The organism is Streptomyces radiopugnans, from assembly GCF_900110735.1.
In the GTDB taxonomy this organism is placed as follows: Bacteria; Actinomycetota; Actinomycetes; order Streptomycetales; family Streptomycetaceae; genus Streptomyces; species Streptomyces radiopugnans.
Window position 1 is genome coordinate 184,414 of sequence record NZ_FOET01000008.1, and the last position, 15,700, is coordinate 200,113.

General features: G+C 74.1%; 14 protein-coding genes. 1 reads left to right on the forward strand and 13 read right to left on the reverse strand.

Features of this window, described 5'->3' with window-relative positions:
* Both BMY40_RS16570 and BMY40_RS16575 read right to left on the reverse strand, forming a co-directional pair.
* A complete protein-coding gene (locus BMY40_RS16570) occupies positions 1 to 1,458 on the reverse strand; it encodes a sensor histidine kinase (RefSeq protein ID WP_093660252.1) in 1,458 nt (485 codons plus the stop codon).
* Positions 1,455 to 2,162 (reverse strand): response regulator transcription factor, encoded by a 708-nt coding sequence (locus tag BMY40_RS16575; protein WP_093660254.1) that lies wholly within the window; start codon positions 2,160 to 2,162, stop codon positions 1,455 to 1,457. Before BMY40_RS16575 ends, BMY40_RS16570 begins: the two co-directional genes overlap by 4 nt.
* A 110-nt stretch (positions 2,163 to 2,272) precedes the next feature.
* Here BMY40_RS16575 and BMY40_RS27770 point away from each other — a divergent pair, with 110 nt between their 5' ends.
* Positions 2,273 to 2,842, forward strand: coding sequence for a hypothetical protein (locus BMY40_RS27770; RefSeq protein WP_143071781.1), 570 nt, complete (start codon positions 2,273 to 2,275; stop codon positions 2,840 to 2,842).
* 172 nt (positions 2,843 to 3,014) lie between these two features.
* Here BMY40_RS27770 and BMY40_RS16590 read toward each other — a convergent pair whose 3' ends face one another.
* From BMY40_RS16590 to BMY40_RS16640, 11 genes are all read right to left on the reverse strand, one after another.
* The gene (locus BMY40_RS16590; protein ID WP_093660260.1) at positions 3,015 to 3,887 is read right to left on the reverse strand and encodes an ABC transporter permease; all 873 of its coding nucleotides are present in this window, start codon (positions 3,885 to 3,887) and stop codon (positions 3,015 to 3,017) included.
* Positions 3,884 to 4,900 carry an ATP-binding cassette domain-containing protein gene (locus BMY40_RS16595; RefSeq protein WP_093660262.1) on the reverse strand — a complete coding sequence of 339 codons (1,017 nt, stop codon included), beginning with the start codon at positions 4,898 to 4,900 and terminating at the stop codon, positions 3,884 to 3,886. Before BMY40_RS16595 ends, BMY40_RS16590 begins: the two co-directional genes overlap by 4 nt.
* 179 nt (positions 4,901 to 5,079) lie before the next feature.
* Positions 5,080 to 5,784, reverse strand: a complete 705-nt coding sequence (locus BMY40_RS16600) for a pentapeptide repeat-containing protein (protein WP_093660264.1) — start codon at positions 5,782 to 5,784, stop codon at positions 5,080 to 5,082.
* Positions 5,785 to 5,910: 126 nt separating this feature from the next.
* On the reverse strand, positions 5,911 to 6,915 hold the full coding sequence (gene argF / locus BMY40_RS16605; RefSeq protein ID WP_093660266.1) for an ornithine carbamoyltransferase: 1,005 nt from the start codon (positions 6,913 to 6,915) through the stop codon (positions 5,911 to 5,913).
* Positions 6,916 to 7,117: 202 nt separating this feature from the next.
* Positions 7,118 to 8,374: an arginine deiminase gene (locus BMY40_RS16610; protein ID WP_093660268.1), complete on the reverse strand. Its 1,257-nt coding sequence runs from the start codon at positions 8,372 to 8,374 to the stop codon at positions 7,118 to 7,120.
* A gap of 46 nt (positions 8,375 to 8,420) precedes the next feature.
* Positions 8,421 to 11,033 carry a polynucleotide kinase-phosphatase gene (locus BMY40_RS16615; protein ID WP_093660357.1) on the reverse strand — a complete coding sequence of 871 codons (2,613 nt, stop codon included), beginning with the start codon at positions 11,031 to 11,033 and terminating at the stop codon, positions 8,421 to 8,423.
* 8 nt (positions 11,034 to 11,041) lie between these two features.
* Complete coding sequence (locus BMY40_RS16620) at positions 11,042 to 12,559, reverse strand: 3' terminal RNA ribose 2'-O-methyltransferase Hen1 (RefSeq protein WP_093660270.1); 1,518 nt, start codon at positions 12,557 to 12,559, stop codon at positions 11,042 to 11,044.
* Positions 12,560 to 12,629: 70 nt separating this feature from the next.
* Positions 12,630 to 13,610 carry a homocysteine S-methyltransferase gene (mmuM, locus tag BMY40_RS16625; protein ID WP_093660272.1) on the reverse strand — a complete coding sequence of 327 codons (981 nt, stop codon included), beginning with the start codon at positions 13,608 to 13,610 and terminating at the stop codon, positions 12,630 to 12,632.
* 7 nt (positions 13,611 to 13,617) lie between these two features.
* Positions 13,618 to 14,541 (reverse strand): LLM class F420-dependent oxidoreductase, encoded by a 924-nt coding sequence (locus BMY40_RS16630; RefSeq protein ID WP_093660358.1) that lies wholly within the window; start codon positions 14,539 to 14,541, stop codon positions 13,618 to 13,620.
* A gap of 21 nt (positions 14,542 to 14,562) precedes the next feature.
* On the reverse strand, positions 14,563 to 15,300 hold the full coding sequence (locus BMY40_RS16635) for a DUF6099 family protein (protein ID WP_342745077.1): 738 nt from the start codon (positions 15,298 to 15,300) through the stop codon (positions 14,563 to 14,565).
* Positions 15,230 to 15,625, reverse strand: coding sequence for a nucleotide pyrophosphohydrolase (locus BMY40_RS16640; protein ID WP_093660276.1), 396 nt, complete (start codon positions 15,623 to 15,625; stop codon positions 15,230 to 15,232). The genes BMY40_RS16635 and BMY40_RS16640 overlap by 71 nt, the downstream gene beginning before the upstream one ends.
* Between the last annotated feature and the right edge of the window lie 75 nt (positions 15,626 to 15,700).

A 15,700-nucleotide genomic window follows, 5' to 3' on the forward strand; every position in this document is an offset into this window, starting at 1 on the left:
CTAAGGCGGGCCGCCCGCCCCCGGCTTCCCCGCCTGCGCTCCCCGCGGCCTTCCGGGACGGGGGGAGCGGGTACGGGAGAGCCCGGGAAGGCGGAGCCAGGCACGGCGCCGCCTCCCGTGGGAGGCGCGCTCGCCGCCGGGGGCGCGTTCGGAGGCCAGTTCCAGCTCCATCAGCACCCGCGCCCCGCCCAGCGGCGCGCGGCCGACCTCCAGTCGGCCGCGTCCGGTGTCGGCGGCGCGGTGGGCTATGTCCAGGCCCAGGCCGGTGGAACCGCCGACGCTCGCGCCCCGGGCCAGGGCACGCTCGGGGTCGGGGATGCCGGGGCCTGCGTCGTCCACGGTCACCACCACCGCGTGCGCCGTGCGGTGCACTCCCACCGCCAGTGCCGTGCTCTCCGGGGTGTGCCGGAAGACGTTGCCGACCAGGGCGTCGACGGCCGCGGCCAGGTCCTCCTCCGGCAGCAGGACGGGGGTGGGCTCGTCCGTCACGGTCACCGCGCACTCCCGGCCCTGCTGCGCCGCCAGGACCGACCAGAAGTCCATCCGTGCGGACACCACGCGCGCCGCCTCGCACGGTGCCTTCGGCCCCGGTGGGGCCGGGGCGGCCAGGGCGGCCGACAGGGGGGTGCGCGCCGCCTTGATGATGGAGTCGAGTTCCTCCTCCAGGTGCGTGACGGCCGCCTCCAGCCGGTCGGCGTCCTCCCGCCGCAGGCCGGAGGCGATGCGCTCGGACTCCAGGTGCAGCGCCGTCAGCGGCGTTCTGAGGCGGTGCGAGAGGTCGGCCACCAACTCGCGCTCCATCGCCAGCAGTTCGACGACGCGGTCGGCCATGGTGTTGAACGCCGCCCCCGCCTCCTGCAGTTCGGGAGGTCCCTTCGGCTCCAGCCGCCTGTCGAGGTCTCCCTCGCCCAGGGCGTTGGCGGCGCGCGAGAGGTCCCGCGAGGCGCGGACCACCCGTGCGCCCAGCCGGTCGGCGACCAGTACCGATCCCGCCACCAGGGCCAGCGCCAGGGCCGACATCACCAGCCAGGAGGTGCCCACCCCGCGCTCGAACTCGGCGCGCGGCACGAAGGACTCCACCACCGCCACCCGGTCCCTGGCCAGCACCACCGGCTGCAGGTGGACCCAGCCGTCCCCGGTGTCCTGGGCGAAGGTGCGCTGCTGCCGGGCCGCCCGCCGCCACGCGTCGGCGGGCGCGTACGCGGTGCCCACCAGCCGTCCGCCGGGGAGGTGGACGCCCAGCCGGCCGGTGCCGTCGAGTTCGGCCACGGCCTGCTGGACCTCGTCCGGGCGGGTGGTCAGGGCGAGCACGGGGGCCAGCGCCGCCGCCCGCTGCTCGGCCACCGTGATCGCCCGGGACCTCACCTCGGACTTGACCAGCAGGGCCAGGGGGATCAGGAAGGACAGCGCGACCATGGAGGTGACGGCCAGCGCGACGCCGGCAAGCGTCCGTCTCATCGGGGCGTCACCAGCTTGATGCCCACGCCCCGCACGGTGTGCAGATAGCGGGGCCGGCTCGCCCGCTCGCCCAGCTTGCGGCGCAGGGAGGACACGTGCACGTCCAGGGTCTGCTCCTCGACGTAGGACTGCCGCCACACGTCGGCCAGGACGCGGCGGCGCGGCACCACCCGGTCCGCGCGCTCGGCGAGATAGGCCAGCAGGTCGAACTCGCGCCGGGTCAGGCGCAGTTCGTGACCGTCCAGGGAGACCGACCGCGCCTGCCGGTCGATGGCGAGGCCGCCCACGCGTATCGCGCCGTCCCGGGGCCCCGCCTCAGGGGCGGCGGAGCGTTCGGCCGCGGCGGCGGAGCGGCGCAGCACCGCCCCGAGCCGGGCCGCCAACTGGCCGCCGGAGAAGGGCTTGACCAGGTAGTCGTCGGCACCGGCGTTGAGCAGCCGGATGATCTCGGCCTCGTCGTCGCGCGCGGTGGCGACCAGCACCGGCACCTGCGAGATGCTGCGCAGCATGCGCAGGACGTCGACGCCGTCGAGGTCGGGCAGCCCCAGGTCGAGCACCACCGCGTCCGGCGGCTGCCGCGTCACCTCCCGCAGGGCCTCGAATCCGTAGGGGGAGCTGCGCACCACGTGGTCGTGCCGGGACAGGACGTCGATGAGCCTGGCCCGTATCACGGGGTCGTCCTCGACCAGAAGTACCGATGCCATGGCCAGGGACGGTAACGGGTGCCGCCGGCGCACCGGCGACCGCCGTCCCGCCCGGGGGTCTTCACCGGCCCTCGCACGGGCCGCCGCGGACGGTCGGGCAGTATGGGGCGGTGCCCCGCTACCTGCGTTACGTACTGCTGTGGCTGTCGTGCACGTCCCTCAGCGTGACGACGGTGAGCCTCACCGTCCAGTTCGTGGTCGGGACGACCCGGCCCACCCCGCCCGTCGCCCGCGACACCCCGGGGACGGTCGTCTCCTCGCCGACGGCGAGCGCCGAACCGAGCAGGTCCCCCACCCCCTCGCCCACTCCCTCGCCCACCCGGCGCGCCTCCTCCCCCGCTCCCCCGCCGAAGCCGGCGGCCTCCCCCACCGCCCGTCCCGCCGCCCGCCCCACCCCGTCCCCCTCCGCGAACACCGGCGGCGAGGAGGGCTGCCACACCGCCGGTGCCGAGGTGCGCACCTTCCAGACCACGGGGGGACGGGCGTCCATACGGTTCGGAGGCAGCGGCGCCTGCCTGGTCTCGGCGCTGCCGGCCGGCGGCTTCACCGCGGCGACGCAGCGCGGTGGGCCGCGGGAGCTGACCGTGGTCTTCACCGGCGAGTCCTTCCGCTCGCAGATCGAGGTCACCTCGCCCACGCCCTCCAGTTACAGCGTGGCGATCAGGGAGTCGACCGTCTGAGGACGGCCGGAGCCTTCTCCGGCCGGAGCGTTTCGGTGCCCGCCGACGACGGCACCAGAGCCCTGTTCCGTCCGGCGCCGCTGCCCTTCCGCGGCCGGGGCGCGCGCCCCGGCCGTCCCCGGGACGGACGGGGACTGGCGGCACGCCCCCCGCCCGGGGATGGCAGGAGGGCCTACTTGCGGTTGTACAGGCGCATGGTGGCCGTTCCGAAGACGGCCACCAGCGCCGCGCCCCACCCCAGCGACCAGGCGATCTCGGTGGCGGGCCAGTCGCCGGCCATCAGGCCGCGCACCGCCGAGGCCAGATGGGTCACGGGGCTGTTGTTGACGAAGGCCTGGAGCCAGCCGGGCATGGTGGCCGGGTCGACGAAGACGTTGCTGAGGAACGTCAGCGGGAAGATCACCATCATGCTGACGCCCATCACCGACTTCTCGGTGCGCAGCATCAGGCCGAACATCGTCCAGATCCACGAGAAGGCGAACGCGAAGACGATCAGCAGCGCCACCCCGGCCACCACCCCGGTGACGCCGCCGGCCGGGCGGAAGCCCAGCACCAGGCCCAGGGCCAGCATCACCGCGCAGGCGATCGTGTAGCGCAGCATGTCGCCGAGCAGGTAGCCGACCATCGCCGAGGGGCGCCAGATCGGCAGGGTGCGGAACCGGTCGAAGACGCCCTTGGCGATGTCGATGTTGACCGCCACCCCGGTGTACATCGTGATCATCACGATGTTCATCACCAGGATGCCCGGCAGCAGGAACTGCACGTACTGGTCGGTCGATCCGGCCAGCGCGCCCCCGAAGAGGTAGGTGAACATCAGCACCATCATGATCGGGAAGACGGTGACGTCGAAGAGCTGCTCGGGCACGTGCTTGATCTTCAGCACCGCTCGCCAGCCGAAGGCGGCGGAGGCGGCCCAGGCGCTGGGGCGGGGCGGGCGCTCCCCGGACACCAGCAGGCCGGCCAGGGCGTCGGCCGCCGCGGGAGCCTGCTCACCGGTCTCGCCGGTCTCGCCGGTGCGTTGTCCACGGGTCGTGGCGGTGCTCATGCCGGGATCTCCTCTTCCTCGTTCGCGGGGGCGCCGGTGCGGTCGGCGGGGCGGTCGGTGAGGGCGAGGAAGACCTCGTCCAGGCTGGGCTGGCCCAGCGAGAAGGTGTCGACGGTGATGCCGGACCGGGCCAGCTCCGCCAGCGCCCGGGAGGCCTGTTCGGCCGCGCCCGCACCGTCGCCGTGCAGGCCGACGCGGGCGGTCAGGGCCACCGGGTCGGGGTCGAGCTGGACCCGCGCCCCCAGGACGCGGGCGAGCAGCCGCTCGGCCTCGGGCCGCCGGTCGGCGTCCCGCAGCCGCAGGTGCACCGCGCCGGCGCCCACCGAGGCCTTCAGCTCGCCCTTGGTGCCCTCGGCGATGACCTTCCCGTGGTCGATGACGGCGATGCGGGAGGCGAGCTGGTCGGCCTCGTCGAGGTACTGGGTGGTCAGCAGCACCGTGGTGCCCCGGGCGACCACCGCCCGCACGATGTCCCACACCTGGTTGCGGCTGCGCGGGTCCAGGCCGGTGGTCGGCTCGTCCAGGAAGAGCAGGTCGGGGGTGTTGAGGATGGAGGCGGCGATGTCGATGCGGCGCCGCATGCCGCCCGAGTAGTTCTTGACCTGCTTCCCCGCCGCCTCGGCGAGCCCGAACGCCTCCAGCAGCTGCTCGGCCCGACGCCGGGCCGCGGGCTTGCGGTGGCCCAGCAGCCTGCCCAGCAGGACCAGGTTCTCCGCCCCGGTCAGGTCCTCGTCCACCGACGCGTACTGCCCGGTCAGGCTCACCCGGGCGCGTACGGCGTCGGCCTCGTGCAGCACGTCGTGCCCGAAGACCCGGGCCCGGCCGCCGTCGGGGCGCAGCAGGGTGGCGAGCATTTTGACCGTGGTGGTCTTGCCCGCCCCGTTGGGGCCGAGGACCCCGTAGACCGTGCCCGCCGGCACGGCGAGGTCCACGCCGTCCACCGCGCGGGTCTCCCCGAACACCTTGACCAGCCCCGATGTCTCGATCGCCAGGCCGGATGCGTTCTCGCCCATGTTCCGTCGTCCTCGTCGCTCGGCAGTTCTGCGGTTTCCCTCGACCATCGGACCGTCCGGGGGCTCCGGACTCATCGCTTCCCGGGGATTTCTCCCGCCGGGTCTCCCGGATCTCCCGGGAGACCCGGGTCTGCCCGGTCTCCGGGCTCGTAACGGATGTGCCGGCACAGTGCGCCTCCTCAGTCGTCGCGGACCTCGATGCCGAGCGCCCGGGCGAGCGCGGGGGCGAGGTCCAGTAGCTGCGCCGCGCCGACGATCGCGCCCCTGAGCGAGTCGTGGCCCGCCGTGATCCCCAGCCCGGCCGCGCCGCGCAGATCGACCCGCGCGAGCCTCGCCTTCTCCAGCCGCACCCCGTCCAGGACCGAGCCGGGGAAGGCGACACCCTCCAGGGCCGCCTCCCCGAAGTCCACGTCGCGCAGCAGGCAGTCCACGAAGCACACGTCGCGCAGGCGCGCGGCACGGAGGTTGACCGAGTCGAACTTGCAGTTGAAGAACGTCACGCGGCGCATCCGCGCCTCGAACGCCTCCACCCCGGCCAGCGCGCCGGAGACGGCCTCGGCGTCCGTCCAGTCGGTCTCGGCCAGGTCCGCGCCCACCCAGCGCACGGTGTGCAGCCACACGTCGTTGAAGCGCGCCCGCCGGTAGCGGCCGCCGTCGAACTCCACCGAGGTGAGGGCGGATTCGACGAAGCCTGCGCCGCCGGCGTCCGCGTCCTGGAAGGTCTCCCCGTCGAAGTGGACGGTGTCGTAGGTGCGCTCCCGCTCCAGCCGCCCGCCGCCGCCGAAGGGCTGGAGGTACTCCGCGTAGGGCAGGTCGGCCAGTTCGCGCGGGGCGGGCGGGGGCGGCGGGGTCCGTGAGGTCCGCGGGCTTCGCTGGGCGGGCATGGGGGCCTTTCCGGTCCGGACGGAAGGTGTCGTCCGCAGCCTAGGCGCACCCTCTGACAACGCCCGCCGACAAGGCCCGTGCCCCCGCGAGAGTGGCAGCGCCTGTGTCCCCGAGAGTGGAAGCGCCTACGCCCCCGCGAGGGTGGCGACCATGACGGCCTTGATGGTGTGCATGCGGTTCTCCGCCTCGTCGAAGACGACCGAGTGCTCCGACTCGAACACCTCGTCCGTCACCTCCAGCGACTCCAGGCCGTACCGCTGGTGGATCTCCCGGCCCACGGCCGTGCCCAGGTCGTGGAACGCGGGCAGGCAGTGCAGGAAGCGGACGTGCGGGTTGCCGGTGGCGCGCAGGACGTCCATGGTCACGGCGTACGGCCGCAGCAGTTCGATGCGCTCCTCCCAGACCTCCTTGGGCTCGCCCATCGACACCCACACGTCGGTGGCGACGAAGTCGGCCCCCAGCACGCCCTCCTCCACCTTCTCGGTGAGGGTGAGGCGGGCGCCGGTGCGCTCGGCCAGGGAGCGGGCCGCGGCCACCACGGACTCCTCCGGCCACAGGCTCCGCGGCGCGGCGATGCGGACGTCCATGCCGAGCAGGGCGCCGGTGACCAGGTAGGAGTTGCCCATGTTGTTGCGGGCGTCGCCGAGGTAGGCGTAGGCGGTCCCGTTCAGCGGCTTGTCGCAGTGCTCGGTCATGGTGAGCACGTCGGCGAGCATCTGGGTGGGGTGCCACTCGTCGGTGAGCCCGTTGTAGACGGGGACGCCGGCGTGGGCGGCCAGTTCCTCCACCGCCTCCTGGCCGCTGCCGCGGTACTCGATGGCGTCGTACATCCGCCCCAGCACCCGGGCGGTGTCCCGCACCGACTCCTTGTGGCCGATCTGGGAGCCGGACGGGTCGAGGTAGGTGGTGTGGGCGCCCTGCTGGGCGGCGGCGACCTCGAAGGCGCAGCGGGTGCGGGTGGAGGTCTTCTCGAAGATCAGCACGATGTTGCGGCCGCGCAGCCGCTGCTCCTCGGTGCCCGCCCGCCGGGCCGCCTTCAGCTCGGCGGCCAGCTCGACCAGGTGGCGGAACTCCTCGGGAGTGAAGTCCAGCTCCTTGAGGAAGTGGCGGCCCGTGAGATCGATCGCCATGGGGGCTCCTAGGGACTGTCGCGTCGGATACGGCGGGAAAGACGGAAGTATATACACACTCTCGCATCACTATGCAGACAGGGTGCCCCCCGGCCGCACCATACGCCGCCAGGCGCCCCCGTACGCCTCAAGGCCCTCCGGACCCTCCGCGGGCCGCGGGCCGCGGCCTGCGGTCGCGTCCGTGCCCGCACCCGTGCCGCGCCTACACCGCGTCGCGCTCGACCGGGCAGCTCATGCAGCGCGGCCCGCCCCGGCCCCGGCCCAGCTCGCTGCCGGGGATCGTGATGACCTCGATCCCGCATTCGCGCAGATGGGTGTTGGTGGTGACGTTGCGCTCGTAGGCGATGACCACCCCCGGCTCGACGGCCAGCACGTTGCAGCCGTCGTCCCACTGCTCGCGCTCGGCGGCGTGCACGTCCTGGGTGGCGGTCAGCACGCGGATGCCGTCCAGGCCCAGGGCCGCGGCGATGGCGCGGTGCATGTGCTCGGGCGGGTGGTCGGTGACCTTCAGCTCCGACTCGGCCGCGCCGGGCTCGATGGTGTAGGAGGGGAGCATGCCCAGGCCCGCGTACTGGGTGAAGGTGTCGCCGTCGACCATCGTCATCACCGTGTCCAGATGCATCAGGGCACGCTTCTTGGGCATGTCCAGGGCCACGATGGTGCGGGCCGAACCCACCGCGAACAGGCCGCGGGCGAGCATCTCCACCGCCTGCGGGGTGGTGCGCTCGCTCATCCCGATGAGCACCGCGCCGTTGCCGATGACCAGCACGTCCCCGCCCTCGATGGTGGAGGGGTAGGCGCCCTGGCCCTCGGACCAGATGTGGAAGCCTTCCCGCGAGGGGCCGGAGTCCGGTGCGCCGGAGGGCCGGGCGAACAGCGGGTGGTGGTGGTAGATCGCCTCGAAGTGGATCGTCTCGCGCTGCCGGGCGGGCCAGCGCATGGCGTTGATAGAGACCCCGTCGTAGATCCAGGCGGAGGTGTCACGGGTGAACAGGTGGTTGGGCAGCGGGGCGACCAGGAAGTCGTCCGGGTCCATCACGTGGAAGCGCACCGAGACCGGCTCGGGGTGCCGTTCCAGGTACTCCCGCTTGGTCATCCCGCCCACCAGCGCCTCGGCCAGCTCCGCCCCGGACATCTCGTCGAAGACGGCCCGCAGGTGGTCGGCGGCCAGCGGCCCGTACTCCTTCTCGTGGAAGGTGCGGTCCAGGACGAAGGCGCGGGCGGCGGGGATCTCCAGGGACTCCGCCAGCAGGTCGCCGAACAGGTGGACCTCCACGCCCCGGTCGCGCAGGACGCCGGCGAAGCCGTCGTGCTCCTGGCGGGCCCGCCGCACCCACAGCACGTCGTCGAAGAGCAGGTCGTCCCGGTTGGTCGGGGTGAGCCGTTTCAGTTCCAGGTCGGGGCGGTGCAGGATGACGCGGCGCAGCCGCCCGGCCTCGGAGTCGACGTGGAATCCCATGCCACCATCCTCACCCCGAGCCGGGCGGCTACACCCCGGGACGCGGTCACAGCCTGGGGTCGACCGGCTCCGACTCCAGGGCCAGGACGGCGAAGACCGCCTCGTGCACCCGCCACAGCGGCTCGCCCCGCGCCAGCCGGTCCAGCGCCTCCAGGCCGAGCGCGTACTCGCGCAGCGCCAGGGAGCGCTTGTGGCCCAGGTGGCGCACCCGCAGCCGCCGCAGGTTCTCCTCGCGGACGTACTCCGGGCCGTAGACGATCCGCAGGTACTCCCGCCCCCGGCACTTCACACCCGGCTGGACCAGCCGTCCGTCCGGGCCGCGCACCAGCGCGTCCAGCGGCTTGACGACCATGCCCTCGCCCCCGGCCGCCGTCAGCTCCAGCCACCATTCGGTGCCCGCCGCGACGGAGGCCTCGTCGCCGGTGTCCACCACCAGCCGCCCGGTGCGGCGCAGCAGCCCGGTGCCGTCGGCGTCGGCCAGCCGGTCCAGCCAGGCGAGCTGGTCGCCGTGCGGTACGGCGGCCAGGCTGCGGCCGCGGCAGGCGAGGATCTGGAAGGGTGCGAGCTCCACGCCCTCCAGCCCGTCCACCGGCCGGCAGTACCGGCCGTACGCCTCGGTGAACGCCGCCGCGTCCGCCGCGCGCTCCCGCTGCCGCGCCAGCAGCCCGTCCACCTGGGCGCCCCGGGAGGCCGCCGCCTCCAGAGCGGCCAGCGCGCCGGGGAAGGCGGCTTTCGCGGCGGCGCCGACCGCCGCGTACTGCCGGCGCAGCAGCCCGGCCGACTTCAGCGACCAGGGCAGCAGTTCGGCGTCCAGCAGCAGCCAGTCGGTGTCCAGCTCCCGCCACAGCCCGGCGCCGTCGGCGGCGGCGCGCAGGCGCGCGAGGACCTCCTCGGTGACGGCCCGGTCGTCGAAGAACGGGCGTCCGGTGCGGGTGTGGAGCGCGCCCGTCTCCCCGCCGGTCACGCCGAACCGCTCGGCCGCGGCGGCCGCGTCGCGGCAGACCAGGGCGACGGCGCGCGAGCCCATGTGCTTCTCCTCGCACACCACCTTCGCCACGCCCGCCGCCCGGTACTCGGCGAACGCCTCGGCCGGGTGCTCCAGGTAGCCCTCCAGCTTCGAGGTGGCGCAGGGCGCCATCGTCGGCGGGAGGTAGGGCAGCAGGCGCGGGTCGATCGCGAAGCGGCTCATCACCTCCAGCGCGGCGGCGGCGTTCTCCTCGCGCACCGCGACGCGGCCGGCGTGGCGGGTCTCCACCACGCGGCGGCCGTGCACGTCGGCCAGGGCGAGCGGGCGGCCCTCGTGCCCGCCGGGCGCGTCCGCCGTCAGCGGTCTCACCGGCTCGTACCAGACCCGCTCGGCGGGGACGTCCACCAGTTCGCGCTCGGGCCAGCGCAGGGCGGTCAGGGCTCCGCCGAAGACGCAGCCGGTGTCCAGGCAGACGGTGTTGTTCAGCCAGGTCGCGCGCGGGGTGGGGGTGTGGCCGTAGACGACGGCCGCCCGGCCCCGGTAGTCCTCGGCCCACGGGTAGCGCACGGGCAGGCCGAACTCGTCGGTCTCGCCGGTGGTGTCTCCGTACAGCGCGTGCGAGCGGACCCGGCCGGAGGTGCGGCCGTGGTACTTCTCGGGCAGCCCGGCGTGGCAGACGACCAGCGCTCCGCCGTCGAGCACGTAGTGGCTGACGAGCGAGCCGATGAACTCCTCCACCCGCGCGGGGAACTCCGGGTCGGCGGCGGCCTCCCTCTCCAGTTGCTCGATCGTCTCGGCGAGTCCGTGGGTGTGCCGGACGTTGCGTCCCTTCAGGTATCGGCCGAGCTTGTTCTCGTGGTTGCCGGGAACGCACAGCGCGTGCCCGGCGGCGACCATGCCCATGACCAGGCGCAGCACCCCGGGGCTGTCGGGGCCGCGGTCGACGAGGTCGCCGACGAAGACGGCGGTGCGCCCCTCGGGGTGGCTCGCGTCCACCGCGCGGCCGGCCGCGTCCCGCTCGATCGCGTAGCCGAGCCTGCCCAGCAGGGCCTCCAGCTCGGCGCGGCAGCCGTGGACGTCGCCGACGATGTCGAACGGGCCGGTCAGGTGCCGCAGGTCGTTGTAGCGCCGCTCCAGCTCGATCCGGGCGGCGGCCACCTCCTCCACTCCGCGCAGGACGTGCACCTTGCGGAAGCCCTCGCGCTCCAGGGAGCGCAGTGAGCGGCGCAGTTCGCGCCGCTGGCGCGGGATGACGTGGGCGGGCATGTCCGCGCGGTCGGGGCGGGCGGCGTTGCGCTCGGCGCAGACGCGCTCCGGGACGTCCAGGACGATCGCCACGGGCAGCACGTCGTGCTCGCGGGCCAGCCTCACCAGCTGCCGGCGGGCCTCGGTCTGCACGTTGGTGGCGTCCACCACGGTCAGGCGCCCGGCGGCCAGCCGCTTGCCGGTGATGTAGTGCAGCACGTCGAAGGCGTCGGAACTGGCGCTCTGGTCGTTCTCGTCGTCGGCGACCAGGCCCCGGCAGAAGTCGGAGGAGACGACCTGGGTGGGCGCGAAGTGGGTGCGGGCGAAGGTGGACTTGCCCGCGCCGGTGGTGCCGACCAGCACCACCAGGGACAGGTCGGGCACGGCGAGGGCCTTCGTACGGGCCGGGGCGGGTTCCGCCGTACCGGCCGGGGCGGGCGCCGGGATGCGGTCCGTCACGCGGCTTCCTCCTTCGCGGTGTTCGGAGCCCCGGTGTTCGGAGCCCCGGTGGCCGGTGCCCCGCTGTTCGGAGCCTCGGTGACGAGGCGGAAAAGGGCGAGCTGGGTGGGCGGGCCGACCTCGGGGTCGTCGTCGCCGACGGGCCGGAACTCCACCGTGTAGCCGTGCCGTTCGGCCACCGCGCGCGCCCAGGCGCGGAACTCCTCGCGGGTCCACTCGAAGCGGTGGTCGTGGTGGCGCACCTCGCCCGCGGGCAGGGTCTCCCAGCGCACGTTGTACTCGGCGTTGGGGGTGGTGACCACGACGGTCCCCGGCCGGGCCGCGCCGAAGACGGCGTACTCGGCAGCGGGCAGACGCGGCGGGTCGATGTGCTCGATCACCTCGCTGAGCACGGCCGCGTCGTAGCCGGACAGCCGTGGGTCGGTGTACGTCAGCGAGCCCTGGGTGAGGGTGACGCGGGCGGCCTGCCGCTCGGACATCCGCTCCGGGCGCAGTCTGCGCCGTGCCTCGTGCAGGGCGCGCATCGACACGTCCACGCCCGTGATCCCGGTGAAGCGGGCGTCCTTCAGCAGCGCCCGCACCAACTGGCCCTGTCCGCAACCCAGGTCCAGGACACGGGCGGCACCCGTCTCGCGCAGGGCGGCCAGGATCGCCTCGCGGCGCAGGACGGCCAGCGGTGCGGGGCGCTCGTCGGTGTCGGCGCTCTCGTCCACGGCGTTGTCCAGTTCCTCGGGATCGCTGCCGTCGGCCTCGGCCAGACGGGCGAGCTCCAGGCGCTCCAGGGCCTCGCGGGTGAGGCTCCGGCGGCGGGCGAGGTAGCGGCCGGCGATGAGCTCCTGCTCGGGGTGGTGCTCCAGCCAGCCCTCGCCGGCGCGCAGCAGCTTGTCCACCTCGTCGGGGGCGACCCAGTAGTGCTTGGCGTCGTCCAGCACCGGCAGCAGGACGTACAGGTGGCGCAGCGCGTCGGCCAGCCGTGCCTCGCCCTCCAGCACCAGCGACACGTAGCGGGAGTCGCCCCAGTCGGGGAAGCGGGCGTCCAGCGGCACCGGTTCGGCGCCCACGGTCCAGCCCAGCGGCCGGAAGAGGCGGTGGACCAGCTCGGTGCCGCCGCGGGCGGGCAGCACGGGCACCTCGATCCGCAGGGGCAGCTCGCGCCCGGGCAGTTCGGGGCGGGCCCGGCACTGGCCCTTGAGCGCGCTGGAGAACACCGCGCCCAGCGCCACGGCCAGCAGCGAGGAGGCCGCGTACGGGCGGTCGTTGACGTACTGGGCCAGGGCCGAGTCGGGCGCGCCGCCGCGCCCCTTGCCACGGCCGCGGCGGACCAGGGCGACGGGGTCGACCTCCAGCAGCAGCGCCGCGGTGCAGCGCTCGGTCCCCGCCTCGGGGTAGAAGACGTGCGCGGTGCCGTGGGAGGTGGAGAACTCCTGCGCCCGGTCGGGGTGTTTGTGCAGCAGGAATCCGAGGTCGGTGGCGGGCCGCTCGGCGCTGCCGGTGGTGGTCATCGTCAGGAACACCCGAGCGAGTATGGCCCGTTCGGGTGGGCCGTCCCACCGGTTTTCCGGCGTGGCGGAGCGCCCGGCCCGGCTACCCTTCCGGCTCCGCTCCCCGCTCCTTTCCCGGTTCGGTCTCCCGCCCCGGCCCCGTCCCGAGTTCCGCCGCCAGGGCGGCGATCTCCGCCGGGCCCACCCGGCAGCAGCCGCCGACCAGCCGGGCGCCGTCGCGTACCCATGCGCGGGCGGCGGCCGGGTCGAAGGCGGCCTCGCCCGTCCAGGCGCCGCGCGCCGCGTCCCAGCCCTCGCCGCTGTTGGGATAGACGACCACCGGCTTTCCCGTGGCCCGCGCCGCCAGGCGTACGGCGGGCGCGGCGTCGCGCGGATCGCAGCAGTTGACGCCGACCGCGATCACCTGGTCGTTCCCCGCGGCGACGGCGAAGGCGTCCGCCAGCGGCTGGCCGGCGCGGGTGCGCCGGCCGGCGACGGTGTACGACAGCCACACCGGCACCCCGCAGCCGGCCGCGGCGCGCAGCAGGGCCTCGGCCTCGTCGGCGTCGGGCACCGTCTCCAGTGCCAGGACGTCCGGGGCGGCCGCCGCCAGCGCCTGGACGCGGGGCCGGTGGAAGCGCTCCAGCTCGGCGACCGTCAGCCCGTACCGGCCGCGGTACTCGCTGCCGTCGGCGAGCACCGCGCCGTACGGGCCGACCGAGGCGGCCACCCACACCGGCTCCCCGGCCTTGTCCGCGGCGGCGCGGGCCAGGGACATGCTGCGGCGCAGCAGGGCGTCGGTCTCCGCCCGGCCCAGCCCGCGCCGGGCGAAGCCGGGGTGGGAGGCCTGGTAGCTGCCGGTGATGAGCACCCGCGCCCCCGCCCGTACGTAGGCGGTGTGGGCCGCCCGGACCTGGGCGGGGTCGTCGGCGAGCAGCCGGGCCGACCACAGCTCGTCGGACAGGTCGCAGCCCTGTGCCTGGAGCTGGTTGGACAGCCCGCCGTCGAGGACGAGGGGACCGCGTGCCAGGGCGTCCGCGAGCGGAAGCCCCGGCACGGGCGGCGGCGCGGGCGGTGTGCTCATGCCGGGCTCACCCCAGTTGGCTCTGCACCTGGGAGGAGATCAGCTCCAGGTGGTCCAGGTCGTGCAGGTCCAGGATCTGGAGGTAGATCCGGGAGGAGCCCGCCTCGGCGTAGCGGCCGATCTTGTCGACCACCTCGGCCGGGGAGCCGGCCAGTCCGTTCTCCTTCAGCTCCGCCACCTCGCGGCCGATGGCCGCCGCGCGCCGCGCCACCTCGGCGTCGTCCCGGCCCACGCAGGCGACCAGGGCGTTGGAGTAGATCAGATCGCCCGCGGCGCGGCCGTGCTCCTCGGCGGCGGCCCGCACCCGGCCGAACTGCCGCTCGCTGTCCTCGACGGAGACGAAGGGGACGTTGAACTCGTCGGCGAAGCGCGCGGCCAGAGCCGGGGTGCGCTTGGCTCCCATGCCTCCGATGAGCACGGGGACCTTGGCCTGTGCGGGCTTGGGCAGCGCGGGCGAGTCGGTGAGCTTGTAGTGGGCGCCGTCGTAGGTGAACGTCTTGCCCGGCTCGGTGGCCCACAGCCCGGTGACGATCTCCAGCTGCTCCTCCAGCCGGGAGAACTTCTCCCTGGGGAACGGGATGCCGTACGCGGTGTGCTCGGCCTCGAACCACCCGGCGCCCAGGCCGAGTTCGACGCGTCCGCCCGACATGGCGTCGACCTGTGCCACCTGGATGGCCAGGACGCCCGGCAGCCGGAAGGTGGCCGCGGTCATCAGGGTGCCCAGCCGGATGCGCCTGGTCTCGCGGGCGAGGCCGGCCAGGGTGATCCAGGCGTCCGTCGGGCCGGGCAGCCCGTCGGCATCGCCCATCTTCAGGTAGTGGTCGGAGCGGAAGAAGGCGTCGAAGCCCAGGTCCTCGGTGGCCTTGGCGACCGCGAGGAGGGTGTCGTAGGAGGCGCCCTGCTGGGGTTCGGTGAAGATGCGCAGATCCATGTCCTCCATCCTGCACCTTCGCTACGCGCCCTCCCGTACCGGCAGGCCGTCCTCGCACACCGGCGCGGCATCCCCGCCCACGGGCCGGGCCCCGGCCGTTCCGCCGGGCCCTGCCGGCGGGGCCCGGCGGAACGGCCGGGGTCTGAGGGCGAGCCGTCTGAGGATCGCCGTCACCCTGTCACCGCACTCGTCGGCGGCGTCGATGCCCTCGATGCACCTCCAGTAGAGCCCTTCCTCCTCCGCGTCGACCGCCACCCGCACCAGGGCGCCCCCGGCCTCGCCCAGCAGATCGCCCAGTTCGTGCAGGGCCGACAGGGGGTCGCTCATCTCCGTCAGGTGAGCGGCACGCGCCCCGTCGGACCGCTGCCCGGGGCCGCGCAGCGAACCGCAGGCGCGTCCGCTCGCCTCGCGCAGTCCACCGGCCTGGGCCCGCACCTCGGGCGGGCCCGTCATGGCCAGGTGGACTCCTACCGCCTCCGCGAGCGCCTGCGCCTGCCACGCCTCGGTAACGACGTCAGCCGCTTCCTCACTGTGTGCGAGCGCTCGCCGCGTGATCTCAATGAGTGGTACCGCATCCATCCACCTTTTCCCTCCGCGATAATTCGCTACCCAGCGTGATACCCGCAGTCGCGTTTGGCTAGGGGGTTCGGGAAAACTGTGGAAAAACTCGACACTGTGGAGAACGCCTTCACTCCGAAGAGTGACGATTGGCCTTCCCCTGCTCGCCGCCGGGGCCGTCCGTCTCACCGGCTCCGCCATCGGCCCGCCCGTCACTCTCCGCAACGGGAAAGCGGCGTTCGTTCCGCTCGATCTTCGCTTCCAGCGCGGCCAGTGCGTCGATCCCCAGCACCTCGCAGAACTGCAGCAGATAGGCGAGGACATCGGCGACCTCGTCCGCGACCCGCCCCGCCGCACCCGGGTCGTCCATCACCCGTGCCGACTCCTCGGGCGTCATCCACTGGAAGATCTCGGCCAGTTCGGCGGCCTCCACGCCCAGCGCCATCGCCAGGTTCTTCGGCGTGTGGTAGGGCTCCCACCGCCGCGCGGCTGCGAACTCGGCCAGCCTGCGCTGGAGTTCACCCACTCTGCCTCCGGGCCGCCCGTACGGCGCCGGGTGGTGCGCCTCCCCCCGGCCGTCTCCGGCGTTCCCGCCGGTCCC

What these genes read in the sequence shown, in the direction of transcription:
- BMY40_RS16570 (WP_093660252.1), bottom strand. Translation starts at nt 1,458, where the DNA reads ATGAGACGGACGCTTGCCGGCGTCGCGCTGGCCGTCACCTCCATGGTC.
- BMY40_RS16575 (WP_093660254.1), bottom strand. Translation starts at nt 2,162, where the DNA reads ATGGCATCGGTACTTCTGGTCGAGGACGACCCCGTGATACGGGCCAGG.
- BMY40_RS16590 (WP_093660260.1), bottom strand. Translation starts at nt 3,887, where the DNA reads ATGAGCACCGCCACGACCCGTGGACAACGCACCGGCGAGACCGGCGAG.
- BMY40_RS16595 (WP_093660262.1), bottom strand. Translation starts at nt 4,900, where the DNA reads ATGGGCGAGAACGCATCCGGCCTGGCGATCGAGACATCGGGGCTGGTC.
- BMY40_RS16600 (WP_093660264.1), bottom strand. Translation starts at nt 5,784, where the DNA reads ATGCCCGCCCAGCGAAGCCCGCGGACCTCACGGACCCCGCCGCCCCCG.
- argF (WP_093660266.1), bottom strand. Translation starts at nt 6,915, where the DNA reads ATGGCGATCGATCTCACGGGCCGCCACTTCCTCAAGGAGCTGGACTTC.
- BMY40_RS16610 (WP_093660268.1), bottom strand. Translation starts at nt 8,374, where the DNA reads ATGGGATTCCACGTCGACTCCGAGGCCGGGCGGCTGCGCCGCGTCATC.
- mmuM (WP_093660272.1), bottom strand. Translation starts at nt 13,610, where the DNA reads ATGAGCACACCGCCCGCGCCGCCGCCCGTGCCGGGGCTTCCGCTCGCG.
- BMY40_RS16630 (WP_093660358.1), bottom strand. Translation starts at nt 14,541, where the DNA reads ATGGATCTGCGCATCTTCACCGAACCCCAGCAGGGCGCCTCCTACGAC.
- BMY40_RS16635 (WP_342745077.1), bottom strand. Translation starts at nt 15,300, where the DNA reads ATGGCGGAGCCGGTGAGACGGACGGCCCCGGCGGCGAGCAGGGGAAGG.